The organism is Actinocorallia herbida, from assembly GCF_003751225.1.
Taxonomy (GTDB): domain Bacteria; phylum Actinomycetota; class Actinomycetes; order Streptosporangiales; family Streptosporangiaceae; genus Actinocorallia; species Actinocorallia herbida.
In genome coordinates this window covers 1,698,946-1,722,919 of sequence record NZ_RJKE01000001.1, presented here as the reverse complement: position 1 = coordinate 1,722,919, position 23,974 = coordinate 1,698,946, and the positions used below count along the sequence as shown (strand labels likewise).

The 23,974-nt window shown below is 71.6% G+C and carries 24 protein-coding genes; 5 read left to right on the top strand and 19 right to left on the bottom strand.

The window, feature by feature from the left end; translation table 11 throughout:
• Window positions 1–190: 190 nt before the first annotated feature.
• The gene (locus EDD29_RS08155; protein ID WP_123663801.1) at window positions 191–1,576 is read left to right on the top strand and encodes an NAD(P)/FAD-dependent oxidoreductase; all 1,386 of its coding nucleotides are present in this window, start codon (window positions 191–193) and stop codon (window positions 1,574–1,576) included.
• A gap of 55 nt (window positions 1,577–1,631) precedes the next feature.
• Window positions 1,632–2,270, top strand: coding sequence for a histidine phosphatase family protein (locus EDD29_RS08150; protein ID WP_123663800.1), 639 nt, complete (start codon window positions 1,632–1,634; stop codon window positions 2,268–2,270).
• Between the two features lie 7 nt (window positions 2,271–2,277).
• On the opposite strand, the gene EDD29_RS08145 is transcribed toward EDD29_RS08150, so the two are convergent.
• Together EDD29_RS08145 and EDD29_RS08140 are read right to left on the bottom strand one after the other, a co-directional pair.
• A complete protein-coding gene (locus tag EDD29_RS08145; protein WP_123663799.1) occupies window positions 2,278–2,556 on the bottom strand; it encodes a DUF6295 family protein in 279 nt (92 codons plus the stop codon).
• Between the two features lie 67 nt (window positions 2,557–2,623).
• Entirely contained in the window at window positions 2,624–3,388 is a 765-nt protein-coding gene (locus EDD29_RS08140) for a dienelactone hydrolase family protein (protein ID WP_123663798.1), read from the bottom strand.
• A gap of 126 nt (window positions 3,389–3,514) precedes the next feature.
• Here EDD29_RS08140 and EDD29_RS08135 point away from each other — a divergent pair, with 126 nt between their 5' ends.
• Window positions 3,515–3,973 carry a MaoC family dehydratase gene (locus EDD29_RS08135; protein WP_123663797.1) on the top strand — a complete coding sequence of 153 codons (459 nt, stop codon included), beginning with the start codon at window positions 3,515–3,517 and terminating at the stop codon, window positions 3,971–3,973.
• On the opposite strand, the gene EDD29_RS08130 is transcribed toward EDD29_RS08135, so the two are convergent.
• From EDD29_RS08130 to EDD29_RS08055, 16 genes are all read right to left on the bottom strand, one after another.
• Window positions 3,970–4,776: a hypothetical protein gene (locus tag EDD29_RS08130; RefSeq protein ID WP_148085900.1), complete on the bottom strand. Its 807-nt coding sequence runs from the start codon at window positions 4,774–4,776 to the stop codon at window positions 3,970–3,972. The genes EDD29_RS08135 and EDD29_RS08130 overlap by 4 nt on opposite strands.
• Window positions 4,777–4,786: 10 nt before the next feature.
• Complete coding sequence (locus EDD29_RS08125; RefSeq protein ID WP_123663795.1) at window positions 4,787–5,761, bottom strand: GlxA family transcriptional regulator; 975 nt, start codon at window positions 5,759–5,761, stop codon at window positions 4,787–4,789.
• Between the two features lie 7 nt (window positions 5,762–5,768).
• A complete protein-coding gene (locus tag EDD29_RS08120) occupies window positions 5,769–6,350 on the bottom strand; it encodes a cysteine hydrolase family protein (protein WP_123663794.1) in 582 nt (193 codons plus the stop codon).
• A 70-nt stretch (window positions 6,351–6,420) separates the two neighbouring features.
• Window positions 6,421–7,761, bottom strand: a complete 1,341-nt coding sequence (locus EDD29_RS08115; RefSeq protein WP_123663793.1) for a dihydrolipoyl dehydrogenase family protein — start codon at window positions 7,759–7,761, stop codon at window positions 6,421–6,423.
• Between the two features lie 107 nt (window positions 7,762–7,868).
• Window positions 7,869–8,219: a VOC family protein gene (locus EDD29_RS08110; protein WP_123663792.1), complete on the bottom strand. Its 351-nt coding sequence runs from the start codon at window positions 8,217–8,219 to the stop codon at window positions 7,869–7,871.
• A gap of 107 nt (window positions 8,220–8,326) precedes the next feature.
• Window positions 8,327–8,701, bottom strand: a complete 375-nt coding sequence (locus tag EDD29_RS08105; protein WP_123663791.1) for an RNA polymerase-binding protein RbpA — start codon at window positions 8,699–8,701, stop codon at window positions 8,327–8,329.
• A gap of 88 nt (window positions 8,702–8,789) precedes the next feature.
• The gene (gene secG / locus EDD29_RS08100) at window positions 8,790–9,029 is read right to left on the bottom strand and encodes a preprotein translocase subunit SecG (protein ID WP_123663790.1); all 240 of its coding nucleotides are present in this window, start codon (window positions 9,027–9,029) and stop codon (window positions 8,790–8,792) included.
• A 154-nt stretch (window positions 9,030–9,183) separates the two neighbouring features.
• Window positions 9,184–9,969 carry a triose-phosphate isomerase gene (gene tpiA / locus EDD29_RS08095; protein ID WP_123663789.1) on the bottom strand — a complete coding sequence of 262 codons (786 nt, stop codon included), beginning with the start codon at window positions 9,967–9,969 and terminating at the stop codon, window positions 9,184–9,186.
• Between the two features lie 5 nt (window positions 9,970–9,974).
• On the bottom strand, window positions 9,975–11,162 hold the full coding sequence (locus EDD29_RS08090; protein ID WP_123663788.1) for a phosphoglycerate kinase: 1,188 nt from the start codon (window positions 11,160–11,162) through the stop codon (window positions 9,975–9,977).
• An 88-nt stretch (window positions 11,163–11,250) separates the two neighbouring features.
• Window positions 11,251–12,255, bottom strand: coding sequence for a type I glyceraldehyde-3-phosphate dehydrogenase (gap, locus tag EDD29_RS08085; protein WP_123663787.1), 1,005 nt, complete (start codon window positions 12,253–12,255; stop codon window positions 11,251–11,253).
• 265 nt (window positions 12,256–12,520) lie between these two features.
• Window positions 12,521–13,501, bottom strand: a complete 981-nt coding sequence (gene whiA, locus EDD29_RS08080; RefSeq protein WP_123663786.1) for a DNA-binding protein WhiA — start codon at window positions 13,499–13,501, stop codon at window positions 12,521–12,523.
• Between the two features lie 86 nt (window positions 13,502–13,587).
• Window positions 13,588–14,520 carry a gluconeogenesis factor YvcK family protein gene (locus EDD29_RS08075; protein WP_123670344.1) on the bottom strand — a complete coding sequence of 311 codons (933 nt, stop codon included), beginning with the start codon at window positions 14,518–14,520 and terminating at the stop codon, window positions 13,588–13,590.
• 15 nt (window positions 14,521–14,535) lie between these two features.
• Entirely contained in the window at window positions 14,536–15,408 is an 873-nt protein-coding gene (gene rapZ / locus EDD29_RS08070) for an RNase adapter RapZ (RefSeq protein ID WP_123663785.1), read from the bottom strand.
• Window positions 15,405–17,381: an excinuclease ABC subunit UvrC gene (gene uvrC, locus EDD29_RS08065; protein WP_123663784.1), complete on the bottom strand. Its 1,977-nt coding sequence runs from the start codon at window positions 17,379–17,381 to the stop codon at window positions 15,405–15,407. The genes rapZ and uvrC overlap by 4 nt, the downstream gene beginning before the upstream one ends.
• 159 nt (window positions 17,382–17,540) lie before the next feature.
• A complete protein-coding gene (locus EDD29_RS08060) occupies window positions 17,541–17,945 on the bottom strand; it encodes a Rieske (2Fe-2S) protein (protein WP_211359600.1) in 405 nt (134 codons plus the stop codon).
• Window positions 17,946–18,012: 67 nt separating this feature from the next.
• Window positions 18,013–18,582, bottom strand: coding sequence for a hypothetical protein (locus EDD29_RS08055; protein WP_123663782.1), 570 nt, complete (start codon window positions 18,580–18,582; stop codon window positions 18,013–18,015).
• Between the two features lie 70 nt (window positions 18,583–18,652).
• Here EDD29_RS08055 and EDD29_RS08050 point away from each other — a divergent pair, with 70 nt between their 5' ends.
• A complete protein-coding gene (locus tag EDD29_RS08050; protein WP_123663781.1) occupies window positions 18,653–19,219 on the top strand; it encodes a TetR/AcrR family transcriptional regulator in 567 nt (188 codons plus the stop codon).
• A 37-nt stretch (window positions 19,220–19,256) separates the two neighbouring features.
• Here EDD29_RS08050 and EDD29_RS08045 read toward each other — a convergent pair whose 3' ends face one another.
• Window positions 19,257–20,843, bottom strand: coding sequence for a cation:proton antiporter (locus EDD29_RS08045; RefSeq protein ID WP_211359599.1), 1,587 nt, complete (start codon window positions 20,841–20,843; stop codon window positions 19,257–19,259).
• 195 nt (window positions 20,844–21,038) lie between these two features.
• On the opposite strand from EDD29_RS08045, the gene uvrA reads away from it, so the two are divergent.
• Complete coding sequence (gene uvrA / locus EDD29_RS08040; RefSeq protein WP_123663779.1) at window positions 21,039–23,876, top strand: excinuclease ABC subunit UvrA; 2,838 nt, start codon at window positions 21,039–21,041, stop codon at window positions 23,874–23,876.
• Window positions 23,877–23,974: the final 98 nt, after the last annotated feature.

Genomic DNA, 23,974 nt, shown 5'->3' with positions numbered 1-23,974 from the left:
CCCCTTCTTTCTCGATTCAGTAAGACTCTCCGATCAGTGTTACGAGTTCGTGTGAACTCGGTTTCCCGGGCCGGAAAACCGGCGTGACGTTGGTCTCCCCCGTCCACCCGTCGAGACCCGGGGCCGGGGCGCCCGATCACCCGGGCGGCGCAGGAGCGACAAAGGAGCGGAGATCAAGCACTATGTCGGCATGGCTTTCGTGAACGGCGCGGTGTCCCACTGGTTCAGCGAGACGGGACTGCCCTCCCCCGCGCCACGGCTGCCCGGCTCGATCCAGGCCGATGTCTGCCTGGTCGGCGCGGGGTACACGGGCCTGTGGACCGCCTACTACCTCAAGAAGGCGCGGCCGGATCTGCGGATCGTCGTCCTGGAGAAGGAGTTCGCGGGGTTCGGGGCGTCCGGGCGCAACGGCGGCTGGGTCGTCGGCGAGCTGGCCGGGTCGGGCGCCGCGTACGCCGAGCGGTTCGGGCGGGACTCCGTCATCCGGCTCCAGCACGCGATGTTCGACGCGGTCGCCGAGGTCGTGCGGGTCGCGGCGAAGGAGGGCGTCGACGCCGACCTCGTCCAGGACGGCCTGGTGACGGTCGCGCGCAACCGGGCGCAGCGCTGGCGGATGCGGCAGGAGATCGCGCACGCGCGGGCCTGGGGCTGGGGCGGGGACGACCTCCGCCTGATCGAGCCGGGCGAGCGGATCCGGGTCGCCGGGGCCGTCGACGCCATGTACACCCCGCACTGCGCCCGGGTGCAGCCCGCCAAGCTGGTGCGCGGGCTCGCCAGGATCGTCCAGAACCTCGGCGTGGAGCTGTACGAGGGCACCGAGGTCACCGCGCTGCGGCCCAGGACCATCACCTCCTCGGCCGCCGCGCTCACCCCGTACGGACGGGTGACCGCCGAGTACGTCATCCGGGCCACCGAGGGGTTCACCGCGGCGTTCCGGCCGCTGCACCGCGACTGGCTGCCGATGAACAGCTCGATGATCGTCACCGAGCCGCTGCCCCCGGACGTCCTGGCCGAGACGGGGTGGCGGGGCGCGGAACTGCTCGGCGACATGGCGCACTACTACATGTACGCGCAGCGCACGGCGGACGGCAGGATCGCCTTCGGCGGCCGCGGCAAGCCCTACCGGTACGGCTCGCGCATCGACGACGCGGGCCGCACCCACGAGCGCACGATCCGCCAGCTGCACGCCATGCTCGCCGACTTCTTCCCCGCGGCCGCGCGCGTGCCCGTCGCACACGCCTGGTCGGGGGTGCTCGCGGTGCCGCGCGACTGGTGCTCGACCGCCGCGCTGGACCGGCGCAGCGGCCTCGGCCACGCCGGCGGGTACACCGGCCACGGCGTCGCCACCACCAACCTCGCCGGCCGCACCCTGCGCGACCTCGTGCTGGACGAGCGGACCGAGCTCACCGACCTGCCCTGGGTCGGCTGGCACGTGCGGCCCTGGGAGCCGGAGCCGCTCCGCTGGCTCGGCGTCCACCTCATGTACGGCCTCTACAAGCGCGCCGACGCGCGCGAGCGCGGCCTGCGCAGGACGTCGAAGATCGCCAAGGTCGCCGACCTGATCTCCGGCCGCTGACGGACCCGGCGCGCGGTCCCGCTCGATCGGGCCGGGGACTGGGTAGGAGGGCGGCATGGAGCTGACGCTGATCCGGCACGGGCAGAGCACGGGCAACGTCGCACGCGAGGCGGCGATCCTCGCGGGCGCCGACGCCCTGGGCCTCGGCGAGCGCGACTCCGACATCCCGCTCACCCCGCTGGGCGAGCGGCAGGCCGCCGCGGTCGGCGGGTACCTCGCCGGGCGCCCGCCGCCGACGCTCGTGCTGTCCTCGCCGTACGTGCGCGCCCTGGAGACCGCGCGGATCGCGCTCGCCACCGCGGGGTTCCCCCCGGACCTGCGGATCGACGAGCGGCTGCGCGACCGCGACCTCGGCGCGTTCGCCGGGCTCACCCCCTCGGGGATCCGGCTCGGCCACCCCGAGGAGCACGCCAGGCAGGCGTTCCTCGGCAAGTTCTACCACCGGCCGCCCGGCGGGGAGTCCTGGACCGACGTGGCCCTGCGGCTGCGCTCGCTGCTCGCCGAGCTCCCCTCCGACGGCAGGGTCCTCATCGCCACGCACGACGCGGTGATCGTGCTCTTCCGGTACATCGTCGAGGGCCTGACGGAGGCCGAGGTGATGGAGATCGAGAAGGAGACGATCGGCAACGCCTCGGTCTCGCACTGGCGCGAAGGGACCCGCGTCCTCTACAACGACGCGTCCTTTCTCGACTGAGGCGCGCTCAGGACTTCGCGGGGCTCGCCGCGAGGCCGGGGGGCGCGGCGGCGAGCGCCGCCTCGATCGCCGCGACGAGGGCGCGCGCGGACTCCTCGGTCAGCTCCACCGCCACCCGGGCGGCCGGCCCGAGCTCGGGCGCGGTGAAGTCGATGTTCACCGAGTGGTCCAGCGGCGCGTGGTACGGGTGGTCGACGTAGACGGCGGCGCGGGTGACGGAGAACCATCCGTCCTTGCCCTTGGCGCTGCCCTCCAGTTCGGCGAACTCGGTGTGATAGGTGCACATGGCGTCCTAGCCTGCCATGGCGCCGGACGGCGGCGGCCGCGCGCCGCCCGTCCGGGCCGCGGGGCGGCTACCGGGTGTGCAGGTGCCGCCCGTAGAAGTCGAACACGCGCGCCCAGCCCGACACCGCGGCCTCCGGGCGGTAGGCCGGACGGTTCACCGAGAAGAACGCGTGGCCCGCGCCCTCGTAGGTGTGGAACTCGAACTCCTTGCCCAGCTCGGTGAGGACCGCGGACAGCTCGGCGGTCTCGCTCGGCGCGGGGAACTTGTCGTCGGCGCCGAACAGGCCGAGCAGCGGGCACGCCAGGTCCTTCGCCAGCCCCACGACGGGCGGGACGACGACGGGGTAGCCGTCGGGCGAGTGGGCGGTGACGAACGCGCCGTAGCAGTCCACCGCGGCGTCCAGATCGAGGGAGCAGGCCGCGAGGAACGCCTGGCGGCCGCCCGAGCAGTAGCCGATGACGCCGACCCTGCCGTTGGCGTTCGGCAGGCCCCGCAGGCGGGCGGCGGCGCCCGCGGCGTCCCCGACGAGCCGCTCGTCCGGGACGCCCCCGTTCGCCCGGCTGGCCGCCGCGGCGTCGTCCGGGTCGGCGCCCGGCGCGTCCCGGTAGTGCAGGTTCGGCATGATCGCGTTGTAGCCGCGCGCGGCGAACCTGCGCACGATCTCCTTGCTTCCCTCGTCGTACCCGGGCATGTGGTGCAGCACGATCACGCCGCCGCGCGGCGCGGCCGCCAGGGGACGGGCCAGGTAGGCCTCGATCTCGTCGCCCTGATGGCCGGGGATCGGGATCGTGCCCGAGGTGAACGCGTCTGCGGAGTCGATGGTCTGGTTCATCGGGTCCGGATATCAGAGATCACCGGGGCCCGTCCAACCGGCCCGCCGACCAGGGGGCCGGTTCGCACTGACCGGCGGGTCGTGCTGGAATATCCCAATCCGACCGACCCCCGAGGAGTTGCCCCCATGCGCACGTTCACCGATCTTGCGGAGTTCGCCGCGGCCGTCGGCGAGGAACTCGGCCACAGCGAGTGGCAGGAGATCACCCAGGAGCAGGTGAACACCTTCGCCGACGCCACGGGTGACCACCAGTGGATCCACATCGACCCCGAGCGGGCCGCGACCGAGAGCCCGTTCGGCACCACCATCGCGCACGGCTACCTGACCCTGAGCCTCGTCACCTCCCACGTCGCGCAGACCTTCGCCGTCGAGTCCCTGACGATGGTGGTGAACTTCGGCCTGAACAAGGTCCGCTTCCACACCCCCGTCCCCGTCGGCGCCAAGGTCCGCGCCAGGGCCGTCCTCATGGACCTCAAGAACTCCCCCGCCGGCAAGCTCGGCACCCTCAAGGTCACCATGGAGATCGACGGCCAGCGCCGCCCCGCCTGCGTCGCCGAAGTTCTGGCCCTCTACCGCGACAACTAGCGCTCCGGGCCGCGCTCCGGGTCCGCGTCCGCCGTGCCTTCGGCGCCGGAGCGGGCCCCCTCGTCCCGGGGCTCCGCCGCTGCCGCACGGGGGCCTTCCACCGGCCCGTCGGAGGCGTTCCGGGAGGCGCGGGCGGCGGCCTCTCGGGCGGCGAACTTGCGGCGGTTCTTGCGGATCTCGCGAACGGCGATGGCGACGGCCAGGAGGATCGGGCCGAGGAGCTTGCCCGCGTCGAGAAGCGGCTGGAGCCATTGCGGGGGCGTGAGGTCCGGGAGGTCGAGGTCCGGGCGCAGGTCGGGGAGGTCCGGCCAGGGGACGGACGGCAGGTCGAGGTGCGGCAGGTCGGGCCAGTCGACGCGGGGGACGAGCAGGCGGAGCAGGGCGCTGAGGCCCAGCAGGGGGATCAGGACCTGGGCGGTGGCGATGAGGACGTGGCGGGAGGCGTAGCGGAGCGGGCGTTCGCGTTCCCAGCGCTCCAGCTTGGCGAGGTGTGAGCCCTCGGGCGGGATGAAGTGCACCTCACGGCCCGCGAACCTGGCCTTGATCTTCTTCGGGCGGCGACGGAAGTCGACTTTGACCTCGATCGCCAGGTCGCCGTCGGCGAGCTTGAGCGACTCCAGCTCCTTGACCGTCTCGGCCCGCTCCTCGCCGTCCACCAGCAGCCGCGCCCGGACGCCCAGCGCCCCCGACTTCGCGCACACCAGCTCGTAGCGGCGCCCGTCGAGCGCCAGCGTGTACACCTCGACCCGGGTGTCCAGTTCACCGGGTTCTGCCAATCGCCGTCCGGTATCGCCCGCTGTCATGCACTTCAGACTAGGGAACGGGGAATCCCGTTCCCCTCCTCCGGAATGCCGATCCTGACGCGCCCGGCTCCTCCTCCAGACGGGTGTCCGCCCCGCCCCCGCGGGCGCGCAGCCGGCGGAGCATGCGGGCGTCCTGGAAGCCCACGGCATGGGCCGCCGCCTCGACCGTGCCGCCCCGGGCGATCAGCCGCTCGGCGTGCTCGGCGCGCAGGAGCTGCTGGTAGCGCAGCGGGGTGAGGCCGGTCGCGGCGGTGAAGCGGCGGGTCAGGGTGCGCGGGCTGACCCCGGCGTGCGCGGCGAGGCCGGCGAGCGTCAGCGGCTCGGCGAAGCGTGCGTCGATGAGGTCCTGCACCCGGTGGACGGCGTCGGACAGGTGCGCGCGGTGCGCGAGCATGACGCTGGCCTGCGGCTCGTCACCGTTGCGGCGCACGTAGACGACCATCGATCGGGCCACCCGCGCCGCCGCGGCGGGCCCGTGCCTCTCGGCCAGGAGGTGCAGCGCGAGGTCGGTGCCGCTGGCGATCCCCGCCGACGTCACCACCCGGTCGTCGGCGACGTAGAGGATGTCCCGGACGACCGTGGCCTTCGGATACCGCCGGGCCAGGGCGTCCTGGAGCGCGTGGTGGGTGGTGCAGCGGCGGCCGTCGAGCAGGCCCGCCCTGCCCAGCGCGTCGGCCCCGGCGCAGACGCTCGCGACGGTCCCGCCGCCCGCGTGGTGCGCCGCGAGACGGCGGGCCGCGTCCGCCCCGACGGGGCTCGTGCCGTGCCAGCCGGGGACCAGCACCAGGTCGTCGGGACCGAGATCGGGCCAGCTGGTCCCGGCGGCCAGCGGGAGCCCCTGGTGCGAGGGCACCCGCGGCCGCTCGGCGACGTAGTGCAGGTCGTAGCCGAAGCCGAGTTCGGACGCCGAGGAGAAGACCTGCGCGGGTCCCGCGAGGTCCAGCAGATGGATGCCCGGCAGCAGCAGGAACACGACCTTCGACATGATCTGGTCAGCCTATGGCGTCCGCGATGGTGGCGATCCGCGCGAACCTTCCGGACAGGGCGTACTCGGTCCTGCGGATGACCTCCGCGGCCGGGAGCGTCCGGGGGTCGGCCAGCAGGTCGGCCGCGGAGGCGTCGGGCGGGGTGCCGGGGGCGCCCAGCGGATGGGTGGCGGTCGCCTCGGTGACGAACAGCACGGCGAAGCCGAGGTCGGACGCGACCCGCGCGGTGGTCTCCACGCACTGCTCGGTGCGGATGCCGCTGACCGAGACCTCGGTGATCCCCCGCTCGGTGAGCAGCTTGTGCAGGCCGGTGGTGGTGAAGGCGTTGTGCGCGGTCTTGGTGAGGACGGGCTCGTCCGGCAGCGGCGCCAGCTCGTCCAGCGGGCGGACGAGGCCGAGGGCCGGGTCGAAGGCGGTGCCCGAGCCGGCCGCGGCGTGCAGGATCCAGACGACGAGGTCGCCCCTCTCCCTGGCGCCCGCGACGAGTTCGCCGACCCGGTCGGCGATCTTGGGCTCGGAGATCACCTCCCAGGACGGCAGCGCGCGGAAGGACTCCTGGACGTCGATGACGAGGTGTGCTCGGGTCATGCCCCCGATACTGCCCGGCCCCGGCCGCCCCCGGACAGACACGGCCTGGCCCGGGGGCGGAACGATCCGGTCAGAGCTCGGCGACCGTCGCCTCGATCGCCCGGTGGAACGTCGGGTAGGCGTAGATCATGTGCTTGAGGGTCTCCACCGGGACCCGGGCCTGGACGGCGAGGGCCAGGAAGCCCAGGATCTCGCCGCCGTACGGGCCGGCGACGGCGGCGCCGACGAGGTGGTCGCCGTCGGCCACGAGCTTGACGAACCCCTCGGCCTCGTGGATCCAGCCCCGGGTGGACGCGCCGATGTCGGTGGTCGCGGTGCGCACCTCGATCCCCGCCTCCCGCGCCCTGGCCTCGGTCAGCCCGACCCCGCCGATCTCCGGATCGGTGAAGGTGACGTGCGGGAGCGCGTGGTAGTCGGCCTCGGGGCCGTCCTGGCCGAGGATGTCGCGGACCGCGATCGCCGACTGGTACATCGACACGTGCGTGAACGCGCCCTTGCCCGTGGCGTCGCCGATGGCCCACAGGCCGTCTCCGGCCCTCATCCGGCCGTCGACGGGGATGGAGCGCGCTTTGGGATCGAGCCCCACGGCGGCGACCCCGAGGCGCTCCAGGTCGGTCTTACGGCCCGTGGCGACCAGCAGGCGCTCGGCCCGGACGGTCCGGCCGCCGAGCTCCAGGGTGAACTCCGCGCCGTCGTGGCCCACCCGCGACGCCCGGGCGCCGGTGTGCACGGTGATCCCCTCGGCCTCGAAGACCTTGCGCAGCAGGTCCCCCGCCTCCGGCTCCAAGGGGGCGACGAGCCTTTCCGAGCCTTCGACGACGGTCACCTTCGTGCCGAACCTCGCGAAGACCTGCGCCAGCTCGACGCCGATCGCGCCGCCGCCCAGCACGATCAGCGACACCGGGGCCTCGGTGGCCTTGACGGCGTCGCGGTTGGTCCAGAAGGGGGTGCCAGCGAGCCCGTCGATGGGCGGGACGAGCGGCGCCGTGCCCGGGTTCACCAGGACGCCCTTGCGGCCCCGGATCACCCGGTCGCCGACGGTGACCTCGCGAGGCCCCGTCAGCACGCCGTACCCGCGCACCAGGGTGACGCCCTTTCCGGTGAGGCGGTCGGCCGCGACCTTGTCGTTCCAGTCGTCGGTGGCCTGCTCCCTGACCCGCTTCGCGGCGACCCCGAAGTCGGCGGTGACCTCGGCCCGTCCGGCGAAGTGCGGGACCCGGCGCGCCTCGCCCAGCGCGTCCGCGGCCCGGACCATCATCTTCGTCGGCACGCACCCGTAGTACGGGCACTCGCCGCCGACCAGCCCGGCCTCCACCGCCGTCACCGAGAGCCCCGCCTCCGCGAGCAGCCCCGCCGCGTTCTCCCCACCGGGCCCCAGCCCGACGACCACGACATCCGCCTCTTCAGCCATGTCCCCGCTCCTCCGCCATCGTCCCCGATGATCGATATCGCCGTTGATGATCAGTCATCTTTCACCGTAGATCCCAGCGTGCCCGACGGCATCACACGAACACGGGATCATCCGCCGGAAGACTCCTCCGAGACACAGAACCGGTTGCCGTCGGGATCGGCCAGGACCGTCCAGGTGAGGTCCCCGAAGGTGTGCGTGCCGACCTCGACGGCGCCGAGCGCGATGAGCCGGGCTACCTCCGCCGTCCGGTCGGCGGCCCCGAAGTCCACATGGATCCGGTTCTTGCCCGGTGTCGGCGCCGGGACCTTCTGGAAGCTGAGCACTCCCCCGGCCCCGGCCACCGCCACGTAGACCTCGTAGTCCGCGACGATCTCCCCGCCCAGCGCGTCGGCCCACCACCGCGCCAGGCTCCTCGGCTCCGCGCAGTCCACGGTCACCGCCGCCAGCTTCAGTCCCATGCGCCCACGGTAGCCCGGCGATCACCCGGAGATCACCCCGGGCGCGCAGAAGGCCCGGTTCCCCCGCGCGGGGGAACCGGGCCTTCTGCGCGCTTGTGCCGGGAGCCCTAGTTGCGGGCCGCGGCCGCCATGGCGGCCTGGACGAGACGGCGGCGCTCACGGAGCTTGCCGAGGGCCTCGTCGAGGATGGCCTGGCCGTCGGCGTCGGAGCGGCGCTCCTTCACGTAGGCGAGGTGGGTCTTGTAGGGCTCGTTCTTGGGGGCCGCGGGCGGGTTCGCGGAGTCCGTGCCGGCGGGCAGGCCGCACCGCGGGCAGTCCCAGGTCTCGGGGACCTGGCAGTCGCTGGCGAAGCTGGGCCGGGTCTCGTGCTTGTTGGCACAGTAGAAGCTGATGATGACGCGAGGGGCGGCCTCGCCGCGCTCCGCCTCGCCCATCGGGCCGGCGCCTACCCTGCTGCCGCGAATGGCACTGCCACTAGCCACGGACACTCCTCAAAGTGAATCATGCGCGCCGGGAGCCAGGCTCCCGGCGCGTTCGAAAGGTTTGTTGCAGCCGCTGCTGCGCTCAGATCTACAGGCCCTTGGCCTTGTACAGAAAGCCGAGTACCACGATGGCGGCGAACCAGATCACTCCGGTGGCGATCGTGAGACGGTCCAGGTTGCGCTCGACGACCGATGATCCGCCGAGCGAGGAGGAGATGCCGCCGCCGAACATGTCCGACAGGCCTCCGCCCTTGCCCTTGTGCAGCAGCACGAGCACGATCAAGAGCAGGCTCGTGATGATCAGCACGATCGAGGTTGCAAGAATCACGGTTAGCGCCTTCTGAGCCGCCCCGCGGCTGCGGGGCTCGTTTGAATGTATAGGACGTCCGGCACGGACGAACGGTTTACCCAACGCTATGAAGGGTACGACGAACGAGCCGGTGGTTCAGCTGAACCTACCCCACGGGCGTTGAAGTTTGGCGTCAGCTCACTGCCGAATGGTCCCGGTATCGGCAGATCTTGACGAATTCATCCGCGTCGAGCGCCGCGCCGCCGATGAGGCCTCCGTCCACGTCCGGCTTGGCCATGATGCCCGCCACGTTCGAGGACTTCATCGAGCCGCCGTACAGGACGCGCACGGACTCGGCCACGTCGGTGTCGTAGAGCTTGGCCAGCCGGCCCCGGATCGCGCCGCAGACCTCCTGGGCGTCCTCGGGGGTCGCGACCTCGCCGGTGCCGATCGCCCAGACGGGCTCGTAGGCGATGACGACGGTCTTGGCCTGCTCGGCGGTCAGGCCCTCCAGGGCCCCGTCGACCTGCGCGAGGGTGTAGGGCACCTGCTCGCCCGCCTTGCGGACGTCCAGGCCCTCGCCGACGCAGACGATCGGGGTCAGCCCGTTCTTCAGCGCGGCCTTGGTCTTGGCGTTGACCAGGGCGTCGTCCTCACCGTGGTACTGGCGGCGCTCGGAGTGCCCGATGGTGGCGAAGGTGCAGCCGAGCTTGGCCAGCATCGAGCCGGAGATCTCGCCGGTGTAGGCGCCCTTGTCGTGCGCCGAGATGTCCTGCGAGCCGTAGACCAGCTTGAGCTTGTCGGCGTCGACGACGGTCTGCACCGAGCGGATGTCGGTGAACGGGGGCAGGACGGCGACCTCGACCGCCTCGTGGTCCTTGTCCTTGAGCCCGAAGGAGATCTTCTGCACGAGCAGGATCGCCTCGAGGTGGTTGTTGTGCATCTTCCAGTTGCCGGCCATGAGGGGCTTGCGGGCCATAAGGATCAGTCCTCCAGAGCTTCGAGACCGGGCAGGGTCTTGCCTTCGAGGTACTCGAGGCTGGCGCCGCCGCCGGTGGAGATGTGGGAGAAGGCGTTCTCGTCGAACCCGAGGGTGCGCACCGCGGCCGCGGAGTCGCCGCCGCCGACGACGGTGAAGGCGGCCGAGTCCAGCAGGCCCTGCGCGACCGCGCGGGTGCCGTGGGAGTACGGCTCCATCTCGAACACGCCCATCGGGCCGTTCCAGAAGACCGTCTTGGCGTCGGCGAGCCGGGAGGCGAACAGCTTGCCCGACTCGGGGCCGATGTCCAGGCCGAGCCGGTCGGCGGGGATCGCGTCCGCGGCGACGACGGCGTGGTCGGCGTCCGCGGCGAAGGCGGTCGCGGCGACGATGTCGACGGGCAGGACGAACTCGACGCCCTTGGCCTCGGCGCGCGCGAGGTAGTCGAGGACGACCGGGATCTGGTCCTCTTCGAGGAGGGACTTGCCGACCTCGTGGCCCTGGGCCTTGAGGAAGGTGAAGACCATGCCGCCGCCGATGAGGATGCGGTCGGCGGTCTCCAGCAGGTTGTCGATGACGCCGAGCTTGTCGGAGACCTTGGAGCCGCCGAGCACGACCGCATAAGGCCGGGCGACGTCCTTGGTGAGCTTCTTCAGCACGCCGACCTCGGTGGCGATGAGGCCGCCGGCCGCGTGCGGGAGGCGGCGGGGCACGTCGTAGACCGAGGCGTGCTTGCGGTGCACCGCGCCGAAGCCGTCGCCGACGTAGACGTCCGCGAGAGCGGCGAGCCTGTCGGCGAACGCGCCGCGCTCGGCGTCGTCCTTGCTGGTCTCGCCCGCGTTGAACCGCAGGTTCTCCAGCAGCGCGACCTCGCCGTCGCCCAGCGCCGCCACGACGGCCTTGGCCGACTCTCCGACGGTGTCGGAGGCGAACGCCACGCCCTGGCCGAGCAGCTCGGCGAGGCGCCCGGCGACCGGGCCGAGGGAGAACTCGGGCTTCGGCTCGCCCTTGGGGCGGCCCAGGTGCGCCACGACGACGACCCGCGCGCCCTTCTCCACGAGCTGCCGGATCGTGGGCAGGCTCGCCCGGATCCGCCCGTCATCGGTGATCTTCGCGCCGTCGAGCGGCACGTTCAGGTCCGTCCGGACCAGCACCTTCTTACCGCGCACGTCGAGCTCGTCGACAGTCTTCATGGAACCCCTCACACCCGGAGTGAAAAGCGGACGGCAACGGAAGCGGGGCCTTTCACCCAGGTGAAAAGCCCCGTTCCGTGCGCACTACTTACAGGCTCGAACCGACGAGCTTGACGAGGTCGACGAGGCGGTTGGAGTAGCCCCACTCGTTGTCGTACCAGCCGACGACCTTCACCTGGTTGCCGATGACCTTGGTCAGGCCGGCGTCGAAGATGCAGGAGGAGGGGTCGGTCACGATGTCGGAGGAGACGATCGGGTCCTCGGTGTAGGTGAGGAAGCCCTTGAAGGGGCCCTCGGCGGCGGCCTTGAACGCGGCGTTGACCTCGTCCACGGTGGTCTCGCGCGCCAGCTCGACGGTGAGGTCGGTGGCCGAGCCCGTGGGGATCGGGACGCGCAGCGCGTAGCCGTCGAGCTTGCCCTTGAGCTCGGGCAGGACCAGGCCGATCGCCTTGGCGGCGCCGGTGGAGGTGGGGACGATGTTCAGCGCGGCGGCGCGGGCGCGGCGCAGGTCGCTGTGCGGCGCGTCCTGGAGGTTCTGGTCCTGGGTGTAGGCGTGGATCGTGGTCATCAGGCCCTTCTCGACCCCGAAGGTGTCGTTGAGGACCTTGGCCAGCGGCGCCAGGCAGTTGGTGGTGCAGGACGCGTTGGAGATGACGGTGTGCTGCGCCGGGTCGTACAGCTCGTGGTTGGCGCCCATCACGATCGTGATGTCCTCGTTCTTGGCGGGCGCGGAGATGATGACCTTCTTGGCGCCGTTGTCGGCGTGCACCTTGGCCTTGGTGGCGTCGGTGAAGAAGCCGGTCGACTCCACCACGATGTCGACGCCGACCTCGCCCCAGGGCAGGTTGGCCGGGTCGCGGTCCGCGAAGACCTTGATCGCCTTGCCGCCGACGATGATCTCGCCCGCGCCCGCCTTCACTTCCTCGGGGAAGCGGCCGAGGATGCTGTCGTACTTGAGCAGGTGGGCAAGGGTCGCGGTGTCGGTCAGGTCGTTGACGGCGACGATCTCGATGTCGGCGCCGCCGGCCTTGACGGCGCGGTAGAAGTTGCGGCCGATCCGGCCAAAGCCGTTGATGCCTACTCGGATGGTCACGACTCTCCTCATGCGTTGCTTCTTCAACCAGGACCGGGGTACATCCGCCCTGTTTCCACGCCGACCCTACCGAACGGGTCGCGCAAGATCGGTACTGGTACGGGCTGAACGGCGGGGTGAACGCACCTCCCCGGACCTGGGGTGACGCCTTCACCCTGACCGCGTTCCCGGAGGTCTAGACCGAATTGGTATAGATGTCTGGTTTAGACCAGGGGCGTGAGCAGCGTGCCTGTGCCCCGGTGCCGTCCGGGCCCGGCGGAGCGGGTCAGGGGACCAGCATGTCCGGCGTGAGATTCGCCTCGGTCCCCGGAAGTCCGAGATCGGACGCCCGCTTGTCGGCCATCGCCAGCAGCCGCCGGATCCGTCCCGCGATGGCGTCCTTGGTCAGCGGCGGCGAGGCGAGCTGGCCCAGCTCCTCCAGGGAAGCCTGCTTGTGCTCCAACCGGAGCCTACCGGCGGCGATCAGGTGGTCCGGAGCCTCTTCGCCGAGTATCTCCATCGCCCTGGCGACCCTTGCCCCGGCCGCCACCGCGGCCCGCGCCGACCGGCGCAGGTTGGCGTCGTCGAAGTTGGCCAGCCGGTTGGCGGTCGCCCGCACCTCGCGGCGCATCCGCCGTTCCTCCCAGGCCAGCACGCTGTCGTGCGCGCCGAGCCGGGTCAGCAGCGCCGAGATCGCGTCGCCGTCGCGGACCACGACCCGGTCCACCCCGCGCACCTCGCGGGTCTTGGCGTTGATCTTCAGCCGCCGGGCCGCGCCGACGAGCGCGAGCGCCGCCTCCGGGCCCGGACAGGTGATCTCCATCGACATCGAGCGGCCCGGCTCCGTCAGCGAGCCGTGCGCGAGGAACGCGCCGCGCCAGGCCGACTCGGCGTCGCAGGCGGCCCCCGCCACCACGTGCCGCGGCAGGCCGCGCACCGGACGGCCGTTGTTGTCGATCAGGCCGGTCTGCCGGGCCAGGGACTCACCGTCCCGGATCACCCGCACCACGTACCGGTTGCCCTTGCGCAGCCCGCTCGGCGCCAGCACGATCACGTCCGACGTGTGCCCGAAGACCTCGTTGATGTCCTTGCGCAGTCGGCGCGCGGCGGCCCCGGTGTCGAGCTCCGCCTCGATCACGATCCTGCCGCTCACCAGATGCAACCCGCCCGCGAAGCGCAGGATCGTCGACACCTCGGCCTTCCGGCAGCAGGGCTTCATGATGGGCAGCCGGCTCAGTTCGTCCTTCACCACGCCGGTCATCGCCATGCGCTACCTCTTCTCCCCCCGCCAGCACAAGACGGCTGACCCCGCGCGTCGGAATGTCCGCACCAGTCTCCCGGATTCCCGCGGGATCATGCGCCACTAGCGAAGATCTGTACGAAAGCTTGGGCCAGCAGGGCGGGATCGTGCCGCGGGGAGCCGTCCCGCATGGCCACGTCGGCGAGCAGCAGCTCGCCGCCGAGCCGCTGCGCGGACTTGCCGAGCGCCTCGTGGTCCTCGACCACCCCTGCGTCGGCGAGGACCACGTCCACCCGCAGGTCGGGGGCGTGCGCGTGCAGGACGTCGAGGTGGGCCTGCTGGGAGAAGTCGTCGGTCTCCCCCGGCTGGGGGGCGAGGTTGAGCGCGACGACGCGGCGGGCGCGGGTCTCCACCAGCGCGCGGTGCAGCTCGGGCACCTTCAGGTGCGGCAGGACGCTGGTGAACCAGGAGCCGGGGCCGAACACCACCCAGTCGGCCTCGTAGACGGCCTCCACCGCCTCCGGGCTGGCCGGGGGGCCCTCCGGCACGAGGGAGACGCTCTGCACCTTGCCCGAGGTGCTCGCGCACTCGACCTGGCCGCGCACCCGGGTGATCTCCAGCGGCCGGTCGGGGTCGACGCCCAGCACGTCGGCGACGATGTCGAGCGGGACCGTGGACATGGGCAGCACCCTGCCCTGCGCGCCGAGCAGCCGCCCGACCCAGTCCAGCCCCTCGACGGTGTCACCGAGCAGTTCCCACAGCGCCACGATGAGGAGGTTGCCGACCGCGTGCTCGTGCAGGTCGCCCTGGCTGCGGAACCTGTGCTGGACCACCTCGCTCCAGGTGCGGCCCCACTGGTCGTCGCCGCAGAGCGCGGCGAGCGCCATCCGGAGGTCGCCGGGCGGGAGGACGCCGAGCTCGCGGCGGAGCCTGCCGGAGGAGCCGCCGTCGTCGGCGACGGTGACGACGGCGGTCAGCCTGTCGGTGACCCTGCGCAGGGCGGACAGCGACGCGTAAAGACCGTGGCCGCCCCCGAGGGCGACCACACCGGGGTTCTTCACTTACTCCCTGCCGAGGTCTCGGTGGGCCACCTGGACGTCCACTCCCTCGTCTCTGAGTCTTTGGCCGAACTGCTCGGCCATCGCCACGCTGCGGTGCTTCCCCCCGGTGCACCCCACTGCGAGCGTGACGTAGTGCTTGCCTTCGCGCTCGTACCCCTCGATCAGCAGCCGCAGCACGTCGGTGTAGGAGTCGAGGAACTCCTTGGCGCCGCGCTGGCCGAGGACGTAGTCGCGCACCGCCTCGTCCCGCCCGTTCTGCGGGCGCAGCTCCGGCACCCAGTGCGGGTTGGGCAGGAACCGGCAGTCGACCACGAGGTCGGCGTCGACGGGCAGGCCGTACTTGTAGCCGAAGGAGACGACCGTCGCGCGCAGGCTGGACTCGCCGCCGGTGTCGCCGAACGCGTCGACGACCTTGGCGCGCAGCTGGTGCACGTTCAGGTTCGTGGTGTCGATGACGAGGTCGGCCGCGGCGCGGATCTCCAGGAGCTGGGCGCGCTCGCGGGCGATGCCGTCGGGGATCCGGCCGTCGGCCTGGAGCGGGTGCGGGCGGCGGACGCTCTCGAACCTGCGCACCAGGGCGTCGTCGCTCGCCTCCAGGAAGACCACGCGCGGATGGGTGCCGCGCGCCTCCAGCTCCCCGATGGCCGAGTGCAGGTCGGAGGTGAACGCGCGGCTGCGCACGTCGACCACGACGGCGATGCGCGGGACGGCGTCCTGGACGCGTCCGCCGAGGTCGGCCATGGTCGCCAGCAGACCGGGCGGGAGGTTGTCGACCACGAACCAGTCGAGGTCCTCCAGCGCCTTGGCCGCGGTGCTGCGCCCGGCGCCCGACATGCCGGTCACGATCACGATGTCGGGGACGTGCTGTGTCATGTGGTGGTTCCCCCCTGGAGTGCCGCCGCGATGGACTGTGCCGTGCTCAACCCGATGCCGGGGACTTCCGCGATCTGCTCGGGCGTCGCCTTCTTCAGCCGCTGGACCGAGCCGAAGTGCTTGAGCAGCGCGGTGCGGCGGGCCGGGCCGAGGCCCGGGACGCCGTCCAGCTCGCTCGCCGTCATGGCCTTGGACCGCTTGGCCCGGTGGAAGTTGATGGCGAACCTGTGCGCCTCGTCGCGGACCCGCTGGAGCAGGTAGAGGCCCTCGCTCGTGCGCGGGAGGATCACCGGGTCGGGATCGGAGGGGAGCCAGACCTCCTCCAGCCGCTTGGCGAGGCCGCAGACCGCGATGTCGTCGATGCCCAGCTCGTCGAGCGCGCGCTGGGCGGCGGCCACCTGGGGCGGGCCGCCGTCGATCACCAGCAGGTTCGGCGGGTAGGCGAACTTGCGGGGGCGGCCCGTCTCGGGATCCAGCGGGCGGCGGGCGCCCTCGTCGTCGCCGCCGAACCCGTAGGACGACAGCAGGCCCTCGGCGTCCTCCCCCGCGATGCCCTCCGGCGACAGCTCCCCGGCCTTCTGGCTCTCGGCGAGGTACCGCTTGAACCTGCGTGTGATGACCTCGTGGATCGAGCGCACGTCGTCCTGGCCCTGCACGGTCTTGATGGTGAACCTGCGGTACTCGGACTTGCGCGGCAGGCCGTCCTCGAACACCACCATCGAGGCGACGACGTTGGTGCCCTGGAGGTTGGAGACGTCGAAGCACTCGATGCGCAGCGGGGCCTGGTCCAGCTCCAGGGTGTCCTGGAGCTCCTGGAGGGCGCGGCTGCGCGCGGTGAGGTCGCCCGCCCGGCGGGTCTTGTGCTGCTTGAGCGCCTCGTGCGCGTTGCGCGCGACGGTGCCGAGCAGGTCCTTCTTGTCGCCGCGCTTGGGCACCCGGACCCGGACCTGGGCGCCGCGCGCCTCGCTGAGCAGCTCGTTCATCGCCTCTTCGTCCGGCGGGGCCTCGGGCACCAGGACCTCGCGCGGCACCGAGTCGCCGTCGCCATAGGCCTGGATGAGGAAGTCCTCGACCAGCTCGCCGGTGGTGCGCTCCTCCACGAGGTCGACGACCCAGCCGCGCTGGCCGCGGATCCGGCCGCCGCGCACGTAGAAGACCTGGACGGCGGCCTCGAGCTCGTCGCGGGCGAAGGCGATCACGTCGCAGTCGGTGCTGTCGGACAGCACGACCGCCTGCTTCTCCAGCGCCCGCTCCAGCGCGCGGATGTCGTCGCGGCGGCGGGCCGCGGTCTCGTACTCCTCGGCGTCGGCGGCGGCGAGCATCTCGCGCTCCAGCCGCTTCATGAACCGGCCGGTGTCGCCGGCCATGAAGGCGCTGAAGTCCTCGGCGAGCGCGCGGTGCTCCTCCTCGTCGACCCGGCCGACGCACGGCGCCGAGCACTTGCCGATGTAGCCCAGCAGGCAGGGGCGGCCGATCTGGCCGTGCCTCTTGAAGACCCCGGCGCTGCACGTGCGCACCGGGAAGACGCGCAGCAGGAGGTCGACGGTCTCGCGGATCGCCCAGGCGTGGGAGTAGGGGCCGAAGTAGCGGACGCCCTTGCGCTTGGCCCCCCGCATGACCATGACGCGCGGGTAGTCCTCGTTCATGGTCAGCGCGAGGTACGGGTAGGACTTGTCGTCGCGGTACCTGACGTTGAAGCGCGGGTCGTACTCCTTGATCCAGGAGTACTCCAGCTGGAGCGCCTCGACCTCGGTGCCGACGACCGTCCAGGTGACGGACGCCGCCGTGGTGACCATGCCCTGGGTGCGCGGATGCAGCCCGGCGTGGTCGGCGAAGTAGGAGCTCAGCCGGGACCGGAGGTTCTTGGCCTTGCCCACGTAGATGACCCGGCCGTGCTCATCACGGAACCGGTAGACCCCCGGCGATTCCGGAATCGCGCCGGGGGCGGGCCTGTAGGACGCGGGATCTGCCACACCGCCAGACTAATCCTCCGCGCTCCTTCGTCGCGCGGTGATCGGGCGCTTGGGATCCCGGGACCGCGCCTCCGGCCCCCGGGGCCCACGGGGCGGACCCGGGGCGCCCGATCACGTGCGGGGCCGCGCCCGGCGGCGCCCTGCGGAAATGCGGGGCGGTCAGACGGCGACGATGCCGCCGTTCTTGACCTCTACGGCGTACTCGCGGAGGGCGGCCTTGGCCGGGGGGTGGGTGACGGCTCCGGTGAAGGCGTCGAACTCGCTGCCGTGGCACGGGCAGGAGACCTTGCCGTCGCGCGGCGCGCCCACCCCGCAGCCCTGGTGGGTGCACACCGAGCTGAACGCCTTGAAGACGCCCTCGGTGGGCTGGACGACGAAGACCTTGTACTCGCCGACGATCTTGCCACCGCCCACGGGGACGTCGGCGGCCTTCGCCAGTTCCTTGCCGACGAGGTTCGGGGGCGTGTCGCGGCCGGCGGACTCCGCTCCGCAGGCGGTGATGCCCGCCAGTCCTGCCGCACCGAAGGTGCCGAGCGCTGCCCGGCGGCTGAGTTTCTCGGACATGGGGACCATCATGGGTGACGTTCCGGGATGGTCGCGCCCTACCCCGGCGTAGGGCGGGCGTCGCAGGTCAGGCCGTCTCCTGCGGCGTCCTGCCCGGCGCGCCCTCGGGCTCGGGCCTCGGCGAGAAGGTGTAGCTGAGCGAGACGAAGGCGTCGATCACCAGGACGACCGTCCAGACCGTGGCGAGGTGCAGGAGCGGGCCGGTGCGGTCGGCGTCGCCGACGTACCGGACGGCGGCCATGAGCAGGCCGCTGCCGACGGCCCACGCCAGCACGTGTCGGGCGAACTGGCGGCGCTCGTAGGCGGCGTGCGGCCTTCCGTGCTTGGGCTTGCGCGCCGGGGCGGGGGCGCCGTCCCAGCGGTGGGCGGCCCAGGCGTCCATCCGGCCGATGATCTGGTGGCCGAAGCCGACCGACACGCCGAGGTAGATCGCGGCGAGGCCGTGCGCGCCGGTGGCCTGCCCGCCCCGCTCGAGGTCGAGCGCGGTGATCGTGAGCAGGGCGAGGTCGACGAGCGGGGTGCCGAGGAGCAGGGCGCCGCCCAGCCGGCGCCTGCGCAGGCCGTAGCGGACGAGCAGGCCGAGCCCGAGCAGGACCCAGAAGGCGATCTCGGCGCCGATGACCAGGGCGACCAGCATGATCCCTCGCTTTTTTCATACGGGTGTGTGAGATCCCCACGATACAACACGACTGTGTTATAAAAAAGGGGTGCCGAAAATCGTCGACCACGTCGCCCGCCGCAGGCAGCTCACCGAAGCGCTCTGGCGCGTCGTCTCGCGCGACGGCGTGGACGCCGTCTCCGTCCGGAACGTCGCCGCCGAGGCGGGGTGCTCCCCCGGGGCGCTGCGGCACTACTTCCCCGACCAGTCCGACCTCGTCGCCTCCGCGCTCGCCCTGGTCGGCGACAGGTTCGCGGCGCGCATCGCCACCCTCGACGTCCCGGGCACCCCGGTCGAGATCGTGCAGGCCTACTGCGAGCAGATGATCCCCCTCGACGAGGCCCGCCGCATCGAGGCCGAGGTCTGGTTCGGCTTCGTCATCCGCGCCCGCCTCGACCCCGCCCTGGACGCCCTCACCCACCGCGTCCAGCGGGACCTCCGCGGCTTCCTCGCCCAGCTCCTCCCCTACATCGGCGCGCCCTCCGCCGAAGTGGACCGCCTCCACGCCCTCATCGACGGCTTCACGCTCCACCTCCTCCTCTATCCCGACCAGCTGTCCACCGACACCGTCCGCGAAAGACTCCGCGCCCACCTGGAATCCATCGCGTCCGTCTGAGACACCCGGGGACCGGCCGGGACGAAGGACACCCGGCCTACAGGAGGTGGGCGCTCTTCAGGTCGAGCCGGCGCAGCACCTGATCGGCGGCCTCGGGGTCCACGCCGGGTTCGGTGCGGGCGAGGAGCACCTCGGCGCGGGAGGCCTCGAGCATCTGGGCCTCCACGCGGTTGCGGATCTCGCGGTGCATCCTGCGCTGCTCGAAGCCCTCCTGGAGGTCTTCGGGGACGACGTCGCACAGTTCGGCGACGAGTTGGCGCTGGGTGTAGCGGAGCCGCTGGACGACCTCGGTAGGCAAGTCCTCGTCCGAGTCGAGCTGGCGGAGGCGTCGGAGGGCGGCCCGGGAGGCGCGGTAGGCGAGGTCCTGGATCGCCTCCTCCTCCACCTCCGCCTCCTTGCGCACGCCGAGGGCCTTGACGATCCAGGGCATCACCAGGCCGGGCACGACGAGCGTCACCAGGATCACCATGAAGGCGACGAAGAGGAGTTCGGCGCGGTGGGGGGTCGTCGCGGGGAGGGCGAGGGCCAGGGCCAGCGTGGCCAGTCCCCGGAACCCGCAGAAGGCGAGGATGAAGTCGTCGCGCCAGTCCCTGGCCACGTCGTCCTGATAGCCCTCGCGGTACCCGTAGGTGCCGAACCTGCGCATGAAGGCGCCGACGGACATCATCCAGGCGAAGCGCAGCGCGATGACGACCGCGCAGATGATCGCCGCGTGCAGCGCGTAGGCCGGGAGCCTGTCCGCGCCGGGCCACACCTCGCGCAGTTCCAGCCCGATGAGGCCGAAGGCGAGGCCGGTGATCAGCATCTCCAGGGTGTCCCAGAAGGCGTTCGTGGTGAGCCTGTCGTTGACGCCCGCCTCGTCGGCGCCGGTCTGCCCGATGTAGAGGCTGACGGCGACGACGGCGAGCACGCCCGAGGCGTGGAAGGCGTCGGCCGTCAGGTAGGTGGCGAAGGGGAAGACCAGGGTGAGGGCGCTGCGGGCCGTCACGTTGTCCAGGCGGTTCTGCAGCCAGGTCGCGATCCAGCCGAGGCCGAACCCGATGCCGATGGCCGCGATGACCTCCCAGGCGAACAACAGGACCGCGGAAGGCAGCGAGTACTGGCCGGTCTCCACCGCCGAGATCGCCACGCCGAACACCACGAAGGCCGTGGCGTCGTTGCACAGGCCCTCGGTCTGGAGCACGGTGATCACCCGGCGCGGAAGGTCCAGCGGCCCGGCGACGGCCTCGGCCGCGACCGGGTCGGGCGGCGCGACCGCCGCGCCGAGCGCGACCGCGGCGGCGATGCTGACGCCGCCGATCGCCCAGTACGTCGTGGCCGCCGACGCCGCCACGGTGAGCAGGACGAGCACCCCGGCGAGCCAGAAGATCGTGCGGCGCCGGGAGATCAGCAGCCGCCAGGACGTGCGCTGCGCGGTGGCGTAGATCAGCGGCGGGAGGAAGAGCGGGAGGATCAGGTCGGGCGGGATCTGGAGGGTGGGCAGGGGGGTGAAGGCGACGGCCAGCCCGATGACGCTCACGAGGACGGGATAAGGCCGCCGTATCCGGTCCCCGATGCCGACGGCCACGACCGTCGCCAGCATGAAGATCACGATCACCGCGAGCATCGCCACTCCGTCGTCCACCGCGCCATTGTGCCGCCGGAAGCGACCTTGCGGGGACACGAACATGCGCGGTTCGGTGGCGACCGCGGTTCGAACACGTGTACGGTGACGGGTGGCGCACCGCCCGCGGGGACGAAAATGTCACTCCCCGTGGTTAGCCTGAATCGGGCCACTTCGTTCGGCGCCCGCACCACCGATGATCTGGGGAAACACACCGTGCATGATCGACTCGTCGTATCCGGCGCGCGCGAGCACAACCTCAAGGACGTCTCGCTGGACCTTCCGCGCGACGCCATGATCGTGTTCACCGGCCTGTCCGGCTCGGGCAAGTCGAGCCTGGCGTTCGACACGATCTTCGCCGAGGGCCAGCGCCGGTACGTGGAGTCCCTGTCGGCTTACGCGCGCCAGTTCCTGGGCCAGATGGACAAGCCGAACGTGGACTTCATCGAGGGCCTGTCCCCGGCCGTCTCGATCGACCAGAAGTCCACCTCGAAGAACCCGCGCTCGACCGTCGGCACGATCACCGAGGTCTACGACTACCTGCGCCTGCTGTACGCGCGGATCGGCAAGCCGCACTGCCCCGAGTGCGCGCGCCCGATCGCCCGGCAGAGCCCGCAGCAGATCGTGGACCGCGTGCTGGAGCTGCCCGAGGGCACCCGCTTCCAGGTGCTGGCGCCGGTGATCCGCGGCCGCAAGGGCGAATACCTGGAGCTGTTCAAGGAGCTCCAGGCCAAGGGCTTCTCTCGCGCGCTGGTCGACGGCACGGCGATCCGGCTGGACGACCCGCCGACGCTCAAGAAGCAGGAGAAGCACGACATCTCCGTCATCGTCGACCGGCTCTCGGTCAAGGAGTCCGCGCGCCGCCGGCTCGCCGACTCCGTCGAGACCGGCCTCGCGCTGGCGGGCGGCACCCTCGTGCTGGACTTCGTCGACCTCCCCGAGGACGACCCGGGCCGCGAGCGCATGTACTCCGAGCACCTGTACTGCCCGTACGACGACCTGTCCTTCGAGGAGCTGGAGCCGCGCTCCTTCTCGTTCAACTCCCCCTACGGCGCCTGCCCGGACTGCGCGGGCCTGGGCACCCGGATGGAGGTCGACCCCGAGCTGATCGTCCCGGACGAGGACAAGTCACTCGAAGAGGGCGCCCTGTCCCCCTGGTCGGCGGGCCACGCCAGCGAATACTTCCTGCGCCTGCTCGACGGCCTCGGCGCCGCCCTGGAGTTCTCCCTCGACGAGCCGTGGAAGCGGATCCCGGCCAAGGCCCGCAAGGCGATCCTGTTCGGGCATGCCACCCAGGTGCACGTCTCCTACAGCAACCGGTACGGCCGCAAGCGCTCCTACTACACCGAGTACGAGGGCGTCATCCCCTGGGTACAGCGGCGGCACGCCGAGGCCGAGAGCGACACCAGCCGCGAGCGGTTCGAGGGCTACATGCGGGAGATCCCGTGCCCCTCGTGCCAGGGCGCCCGGCTGAAGCCGCTGATCCTCGCCGTCAAGGTCGCCGGCCGCTCGATCGCCGAGGTCGCCGCGCTGCCCATCTCCAACGCCGCGGCGTTCCTGCGCGCCATGGAGCTGGACCAGCGCGACGCGCAGATCGCCGAGCAGGTGCTCAAGGAGGTCAACTCCCGGCTGGGCTTCCTGCTGGACGTCGGCCTCGACTACCTCAGCCTGGACCGCCCGTCGGCCACCCTCGCGGGCGGCGAGGCGCAGCGGATCAGGCTGGCCACCCAGATCGGCTCCGGCCTGGTCGGCGTGCTGTACGTGCTGGACGAGCCGTCGATCGGCCTGCACCAGCGCGACAACGCCCGGCTGCTGGAGACCCTGCTGCGGCTGCGCGACATCGGCAACACCCTCATCGTCGTCGAGCACGACGAGGACACCATCCAGGCCGCCGACTGGGTCGTCGACATCGGTCCGGGCGCGGGCGAGCACGGCGGCAACGTCGTGGTGTCCGGCACGGTCCAGGACCTCCTGGAGTCCGAGGAGTCCCTGACGGGCCAGTACGTCTCCGGCAGGCGCTCGATCGAGGTCCCGGCGCTCCGCCGGCCCCGGACCAAGGGCCGCGAGATCTCCGTCAAGGGCGCCACCGCCAACAACCTCCAGAACGTGGACGTCGCGTTCCCGCTCGGGGTGTTCACCGCGGTCACCGGCGTGTCCGGCTCGGGCAAGTCCACCCTGGTCAACGACATCCTGTACAACGCCCTGGCCAGGGACCTGCACAACGCCAAGACGGTGCCGGGCAAGCACAAGCGCGTCACCGGCCTCGACCAGCTCGACAAGGTCGTGCACGTCGACCAGTCGCCGATCGGCCGGACCCCGCGGTCCAACCCGGCGACCTACACCGGCGTGTTCGACCACGTGCGCAAGCTGTTCGCCTCGACCACCGAGGCCAAGGTGCGCGGATACCAGCCGGGCAGGTTCTCCTTCAACATCAAGGGCGGCCGCTGCGAGAACTGCGCGGGCGACGGCACCATCAAGATCGAGATGAACTTCCTGCCGGACGTCTACGTGCCGTGCGAGGTCTGCCACGGGGCCCGGTACAACCGGGAGACCCTGGAGGTCCACTACAAGGGCAAGACCATCGCCGACGTGCTGGACATGCCGATCGAGGAGGCGGTCGAGTTCTTCGAGCCGATCACCGCGATCCACCGGCACATGAAGACCCTGAACGACGTGGGCCTGGGATACGTGCGGCTCGGCCAGCCCGCGCCGACCCTCTCGGGCGGCGAGGCCCAGCGCGTCAAGCTCGCCTCGGAGCTCCAGCGGCGCTCCACCGGGCGCACGATCTACGTCCTGGACGAGCCGACCACCGGCCTGCACTTCGAGGACATCCGCAAGCTCCTCGGCGTGCTCAACAGCCTGGTCGACAAGGGCAACACGGTCCTGGTGATCGAGCACAACCTCGATGTCATCAAGACCGCGGACTGGATCGTCGACATGGGTCCCGAGGGCGGTTCGCGCGGCGGCACCGTGGTCGCCACCGGCACGCCGGAGGATGTCGCGGCGGTTGACGGCAGCCACACCGGGCAGTACCTGGCGAAGATCCTCGGTTGACGGCCCGGCCGCCGCGCGCGGCCTGCGCCACCCGGCCAGGGCGGGTCCACGGGGGAGTCCGCCCACCGGTGCGGCGTGTCCACCGGCCGGGGAGGGAC

What these genes read in the sequence shown, in the direction of transcription:
- EDD29_RS08155 (WP_123663801.1), top strand. Translation starts at nt 191, where the DNA reads ATGGCTTTCGTGAACGGCGCGGTGTCCCACTGGTTCAGCGAGACGGGA.
- EDD29_RS08150 (WP_123663800.1), top strand. Translation starts at nt 1,632, where the DNA reads ATGGAGCTGACGCTGATCCGGCACGGGCAGAGCACGGGCAACGTCGCA.
- EDD29_RS08145 (WP_123663799.1), bottom strand. Translation starts at nt 2,556, where the DNA reads ATGTGCACCTATCACACCGAGTTCGCCGAACTGGAGGGCAGCGCCAAG.
- EDD29_RS08140 (WP_123663798.1), bottom strand. Translation starts at nt 3,388, where the DNA reads ATGAACCAGACCATCGACTCCGCAGACGCGTTCACCTCGGGCACGATC.
- EDD29_RS08135 (WP_123663797.1), top strand. Translation starts at nt 3,515, where the DNA reads ATGCGCACGTTCACCGATCTTGCGGAGTTCGCCGCGGCCGTCGGCGAG.
- EDD29_RS08130 (WP_148085900.1), bottom strand. Translation starts at nt 4,776, where the DNA reads ATGACAGCGGGCGATACCGGACGGCGATTGGCAGAACCCGGTGAACTG.
- EDD29_RS08125 (WP_123663795.1), bottom strand. Translation starts at nt 5,761, where the DNA reads ATGTCGAAGGTCGTGTTCCTGCTGCTGCCGGGCATCCATCTGCTGGAC.
- EDD29_RS08120 (WP_123663794.1), bottom strand. Translation starts at nt 6,350, where the DNA reads ATGACCCGAGCACACCTCGTCATCGACGTCCAGGAGTCCTTCCGCGCG.
- EDD29_RS08115 (WP_123663793.1), bottom strand. Translation starts at nt 7,761, where the DNA reads ATGGCTGAAGAGGCGGATGTCGTGGTCGTCGGGCTGGGGCCCGGTGGG.
- EDD29_RS08110 (WP_123663792.1), bottom strand. Translation starts at nt 8,219, where the DNA reads ATGGGACTGAAGCTGGCGGCGGTGACCGTGGACTGCGCGGAGCCGAGG.
- tpiA (WP_123663789.1), bottom strand. Translation starts at nt 9,969, where the DNA reads ATGGCCCGCAAGCCCCTCATGGCCGGCAACTGGAAGATGCACAACAAC.
- EDD29_RS08090 (WP_123663788.1), bottom strand. Translation starts at nt 11,162, where the DNA reads ATGAAGACTGTCGACGAGCTCGACGTGCGCGGTAAGAAGGTGCTGGTC.
- whiA (WP_123663786.1), bottom strand. Translation starts at nt 13,501, where the DNA reads ATGGCGATGACCGGCGTGGTGAAGGACGAACTGAGCCGGCTGCCCATC.
- rapZ (WP_123663785.1), bottom strand. Translation starts at nt 15,408, where the DNA reads ATGACACAGCACGTCCCCGACATCGTGATCGTGACCGGCATGTCGGGC.
- EDD29_RS08060 (WP_211359600.1), bottom strand. Translation starts at nt 17,945, where the DNA reads ATGTCCGAGAAACTCAGCCGCCGGGCAGCGCTCGGCACCTTCGGTGCG.
- EDD29_RS08055 (WP_123663782.1), bottom strand. Translation starts at nt 18,582, where the DNA reads ATGCTGGTCGCCCTGGTCATCGGCGCCGAGATCGCCTTCTGGGTCCTG.